This window comes from Actinopolyspora mortivallis (assembly GCF_003001495.1).
GTDB classification, from domain to species: Bacteria; Actinomycetota; Actinomycetes; order Mycobacteriales; family Pseudonocardiaceae; genus Actinopolyspora; species Actinopolyspora mortivallis_A.
Genome location: NZ_PVSR01000074.1, coordinates 1 through 4,714 on the forward strand (window position 1 = coordinate 1; position 4,714 = coordinate 4,714).

The 4,714-nt window shown below is 71.3% G+C and carries 5 protein-coding genes; 1 reads left to right on the forward strand and 4 read right to left on the reverse strand.

Features of this window, described 5'->3' with window-relative positions; all coding sequences use genetic code 11:
• Positions 1-191: 191 nt before the first annotated feature.
• On the reverse strand, positions 192-1,022 hold the full coding sequence (locus tag CEP50_RS19580; protein WP_106115387.1) for an NAD-dependent epimerase/dehydratase family protein: 831 nt from the start codon (positions 1,020-1,022) through the stop codon (positions 192-194).
• Between the two features lie 335 nt (positions 1,023-1,357).
• On the opposite strand from CEP50_RS19580, the gene mmuM reads away from it, so the two are divergent.
• Positions 1,358-2,260 (forward strand): homocysteine S-methyltransferase, encoded by a 903-nt coding sequence (gene mmuM, locus CEP50_RS19585; protein ID WP_106115388.1) that lies wholly within the window; start codon positions 1,358-1,360, stop codon positions 2,258-2,260.
• 16 nt (positions 2,261-2,276) lie between these two features.
• Here the strand turns inward: mmuM and CEP50_RS19590 are convergent, their stop codons facing one another.
• The 3 genes from CEP50_RS19590 to CEP50_RS19600 all read right to left on the reverse strand — a co-directional run.
• Entirely contained in the window at positions 2,277-3,437 is a 1,161-nt protein-coding gene (locus tag CEP50_RS19590) for a glycosyltransferase (RefSeq protein WP_106115389.1), read from the reverse strand.
• A 52-nt stretch (positions 3,438-3,489) separates the two neighbouring features.
• Positions 3,490-4,110 (reverse strand): L-threonylcarbamoyladenylate synthase, encoded by a 621-nt coding sequence (locus CEP50_RS19595; RefSeq protein ID WP_106115390.1) that lies wholly within the window; start codon positions 4,108-4,110, stop codon positions 3,490-3,492.
• Positions 4,111-4,177: 67 nt separating this feature from the next.
• Positions 4,178-4,714 (reverse strand): zinc-binding dehydrogenase (locus tag CEP50_RS19600; RefSeq protein ID WP_146134872.1); only part of this gene is annotated, 537 nt, incomplete at its 5' end.

The following is a 4,714-nucleotide window of genomic DNA, read 5'->3' on the forward strand; positions in this document are numbered from 1 at the left end:
TCGGTGGGGAGGGTGGTTGACCGGGTTTGTCAACCCGTCACGACTGTCGTGGTGGGCCCGACTGTGTTTTCCTGGTTTCGGCCCACGTCCGGCATCGTTCCAGTGGAGGACGTGGTGGTCGCGACGTGGGGCGGTCTCGGGGTTCTCTGGGGGTACCCCGAGACCGTGTGTCCTCCGACGGTGGCGTGGGGTCAGGGGTGGCGTCGTCCCCGCCCGGCCAGTATCGCCCGGTAGCCCTCCCGGTAGGTGGGGTGGGCGAACCGGAATCCGGTGGAGCGGAGCCGGTCGTTACGGAACCGCTTGTCTCCGCTGACGGGGTGGTCCGTCGCCGGTGGGGGGCCGCCGGTCCGTTCGGCGAGGAACCGGAGCACCTCCGTCCGTTCGACCGGGTGGTCGTCGACTCCCAGGTAGACCGGTTCCGGGTTCGGGACGTCGGTGGTCAGGTGCACGATGGCCGCGGCGGCGTCGTCGCGGTGGATGCGGTTGGTGTAGCGCGGGACGGGGGAGTTCGGAACCTGCCCCGTACGGGCCTGGTCGATCAGCGAGGTCCTGCCGGGCCCGTAGAGCCCGGCGAGGCGCAGGACGACCGCGTCCGGACGTCGTTCGCGCACCGCGTGTTCGGCCTCCAGCAGCACCTGCCCGGTCTCCGATGCCGGCTCGGTGGGGCTGTCCTCGTCGAGCCAGCCGGCGGCGTTGCCGTACACGGCGGTGGAGGACACGAACAGGATCCTGGGACTGGTCCCGCTCCGGTCGAGTGCGTCGAGCACGTTCCGGGTTCCGTCCAGATAGGTGCGCCGGTATCCCTCCGCGTTCCGCCGGTCCGCGGTGAGCACGATGACGACGATCCCGGTGTCCTCGGGGACCGGCGGTCGTTGGTGGGTGAGATCCACCGAGTGCCCCGTGATCGCCCCGGGAAGGCGTTCGGCCGAGCGGCGGAGGCCGACCACCCGGTGACCGGCTTCGGCGAAACGCAGTCCGGTTTCCGTGCCGAGGTCGCCGCATCCGGCCAGCAAGACCGTCATGTTCGCTCCTTGCTCGGAGGTCGTGGTCGGAAAAACCCGCCCGGGGCCACCGGCCGCGCGTGCGGGAACCCGCCGCGTGGCGGGCCACCTCGGGCGAGCACTGAGCGTCCGGGTCGGACGACGTCGTTCCGGGCCGTTTTCCACCCGTGGGTGCCGTCGCGGGCGGAAAGCCTACCGTTCGGCGGTCCGCGTCGTGGCCGAGGCCGTTGCCTTCGGTCGTCCGAGCGGAAACGGGGGTTTCTTCCGGTCGAAGGGAACCGTGTTTTCAGTGTACACCGAAATCAGCTCTCACCACGGCCTCACGAGCACCCATCCGGTCCGCCTAGAGTGGGTGGGTGGACTTTCTCGACTCCGGAGAGCAGGTACTGGTCACCGACGGCGGCCTGGCCACCGAACTCGAGGCACGGGGGCACGATCTCTCGGACGCGTTGTGGTCGGCGCGGCTGCTGGCCGACGCCCCGGAGGAGATCGTGGCGGCGCACCGGGCCTTCTTCCGTGCCGGAGCCGTGGTCGCCACCACGGCCACCTACCAGGCCTCCTTCGAGGGCTTCGCCGCCCGCGGGCTCGACAGGAAGCGAACCCTGCGGCTGCTGCGACGCGGTGTGGAAGCGGCCGAGACCGCGCGTGCCGAGGTCTCCGGGGACGGGCGGAGGCGTTGGGTGGCGGCCTCGGTCGGACCGTACGGGGCGTTTCTGGCCGACGGGTCGGAGTACCGGGGTCGTTACGGCCTGAGCGTCCGGGAACTGCGGGACTGGCACCGTCCGCGCCTGGAGGCGTTGGCCGAGTCCGGCGCGGACCTGTTGGCGCTGGAGACCGTTCCGGACCTGGACGAGGGACGTGCGTTGGTGGAACTGGCGGCGGCGACGGGGTTTCCGGCGTGGCTGTCGTACACCGTTGAGCACGGGCGCACCCGGGCCGGCCAGCCGATGTCCGAGGCCTTCGCGGTCGCGGCGGGAGTTCCCGAGATCCTCGCTGTCGGGGTGAACTGCTGTGCCCCGGAGGAGGTGCCCGCCGCCGTGGAGGCCGCACGCGCGGCCACGGGCAAACCGGTGATCGCCTACCCGAACAGCGGTGAAGGCTGGGATCCGACGCGGCGGGACTGGATCGGTCCCGGCAGCTACACCGCCGAGCGCGCCCGTGGATGGGTCGCCGAAGGCGCGCGTGTGGTGGGTGGGTGCTGCCGGGTGGGACCGGCCGAGATCGCCGAACTGGCCGGGGTCGTGCGCGAGGCCGAGTGACGTGAGGGCTCCGCCCTCATTCGACGGTCCGTGAGGCGGGATAGCTGCGTCCCTTCCAGCTCGCGCCCCGTCCGCAGCGGTGCCGCCGGGCCGAGTCGACGGTCATCAGCATGTACAGCACGGCCGTCACGGGCAGCAGGAGGGCCGCCGCACCCGGTTGCCCGTGGTACCGCAGCATCGGGACGAACGTGCCCGTCATGATCAGCCAGCAGCCTCCTCCCAGCAGGGAGGGCAGAAGAGCCCCGAGCGCGAGTCCGGCCGAGGTGACCACCACGGGGCCGAGGAACACGACCACGAGCCCGAACACGGTCGCGGCCAGCAGCGCCGGTGAGTACCGCAGCTGGGTGTAGGCGGTGCGGCTGATCATGTGCCACAGGTCCCCCAACCTCGGATAGGAGCGAACACTGCGGACCTTCTCGGCCAGCCCGAGCCAGATCCGCCCGCCCGCTCGTTTGACCGCGCGGGCCAGGGCCACGTCGTCGATCACGGCCCCCCGTACGGCCTCCACCCCACCGGCCCGGGCCAGGGCAGGGTGGCGAACCAGCACGCAACCACCCGCGGCCGCCGCCGTGCGGGCGGCGGGATCGTTGACCCGACGGAAGGGGAACAGCAGGGCGAAGAAGTACACGAACGCGGGAACGACCAGCCGTTCCCAGCGGCTCTCGGTGCGCAGCCGGGCCATCTGCGAGACCAGATCGTAGCCGCCTTCGGCGGCGGCCACGAGTTCGCGCACCGATCCGGGGGCGTGGACGATGTCGGCGTCGGTGAACAGCACGTAGTCCACCTCTCCCGCCCGCGCGAGCCCGTGGGCCATGGCCCAGGTCTTGCCGGTCCACCCGTCGGGAGGGGCTCCGGGCGAGGTCACCGTCAACGGCAGCACCGCCCCGGATGCGGAGGCCAGGGACTCGGCGAGGGCTCCGGTGCCGTCGTCGCTGTCGTCGTCCACCAGGATCACCCGGGTGGGGCCGGGGCACTCCTGCCGGAGCAGGGCGGGCAGGGTCCACGGCAGCACCTCGGCCTCCCGCCGGGCGGGAACCACGATCGCCAGGGACGGTCGGGTCGTGGTCCTCCCCCGGACGGGGAGCCGTTGGTCGGTACGCCAGAACCCGCCGTGCAACGCCAGCAGCCACAGCCACACCGCCAGGACCGCTCCACCCGCGACTGTCCAACCGATCACGGCAACGAGCCTGCCAGAACGAGTGCGCGGCGGCAGCACGTCGACGGCGGGACTACTCGAACAGGGAGGGGTCGCCCGCCCCGTAGCGGACGATCTCGGCCTCGTCGCCGGAGAAGTCCACCACGGTGGTGGGCTCGGTGCCGCAGTCACCGGAGTCGATCACGGCGTCCACGCTGCGGTCGAGTCGTTGTTTGATGTCCCAGCCGTCGTCCATCGGCTCCTGCTGGTCGGGCAGCAGCAGGGTGCTCGACAGCAGGGGCTCGTCCAGTGTGTCCAACAGCGCCTGGGCGGTGACGTGGTCGGGGATGCGCACTCCGACGGTTTTCTTCCTGGGGTGCAGCAGCCTGCGGGGGACCTCCTTGGTCGCGGGCAGGATGAACGTGTAGCTGCCCGGTGTGGCCGCCTTGATCGCGCGGAAGATCGTGTTGTTGACGGTGACGAGCTGTCCGAGCTCGGAGAAGTTCCGGCACACCAGGGTGAAGTGATGGTGCTGGTCGAGATGGCGGATGGCGCGGATGCGCTCCAGCCCGTCCTTGTTGCCCACCCTGCAGCCGAGTGCGAAGCAGGAGTCGGTGGGATAGACCACCAGCCCGTCCTGACGGAGGATCCCGGCGGCCTGGTTGAGAGCCCGTCGCTGCGGATTGCGCGGGTGCACCTCGAAGTACTGTGCCATGGGCCGAGCCTAGGCCCGGTCGGGCCGTGACGCAGACACGCGTGCCCCGCCGGGCGGAGGGTGCCGCTCAGCCGATCTCGGCGACGGTGATCCCGGGCTGTCGGGAGGCCGGTTCGTTCATCGCGACCAGTTCCTCCGGAACCTCGTCCAACCCGATCCTGCGGCCGACCAGTCGGTCGAGGTCGATCCGGGAGCCGGTGAGCAGCCGCATCATCTCCGGGTACTCGTGGGCCTGCAGACCGTGGCTGCCGAGCAGCCGCAGTTCCCGCGCGATCACCAGGTGCATCGGAACAGGGGGTGGGCCCTGTTGGGGAGGCATCAGCCCGAGCTGCACGTGGGTGCCCCGGGTGCGCAGGACGGAGACCGAGGCGGCGCAGCTGTCCGGATCTCCCACGCAGTCCAACGAGACGTGAGCGCCCCCGCCGGTGAGCTCCCGGACCTCCTCGACGGCGTCGTGGCTTCCGCCTGCGTCGACCGTGTGTTCCGCCCCCAGTTCTGAGGCCAGGCGCAGCGCTCGCTCGGAGAGGTCGACGGCCACCACCCGGGCCCCCGCCGCGGCGGCGATCACCACTGCCGAGATGCCCGCCCCGCCGCAGCCGTGCAC

Coding starts and splice junctions, on each gene's coding strand:
- CEP50_RS19580 (WP_106115387.1), bottom strand. CDS start 1,022: ATGACGGTCTTGCTGGCCGGATGCGGCGACCTCGGCACGGAAACCGGA.
- CEP50_RS19595 (WP_106115390.1), bottom strand. CDS start 4,110: ATGGCACAGTACTTCGAGGTGCACCCGCGCAATCCGCAGCGACGGGCT.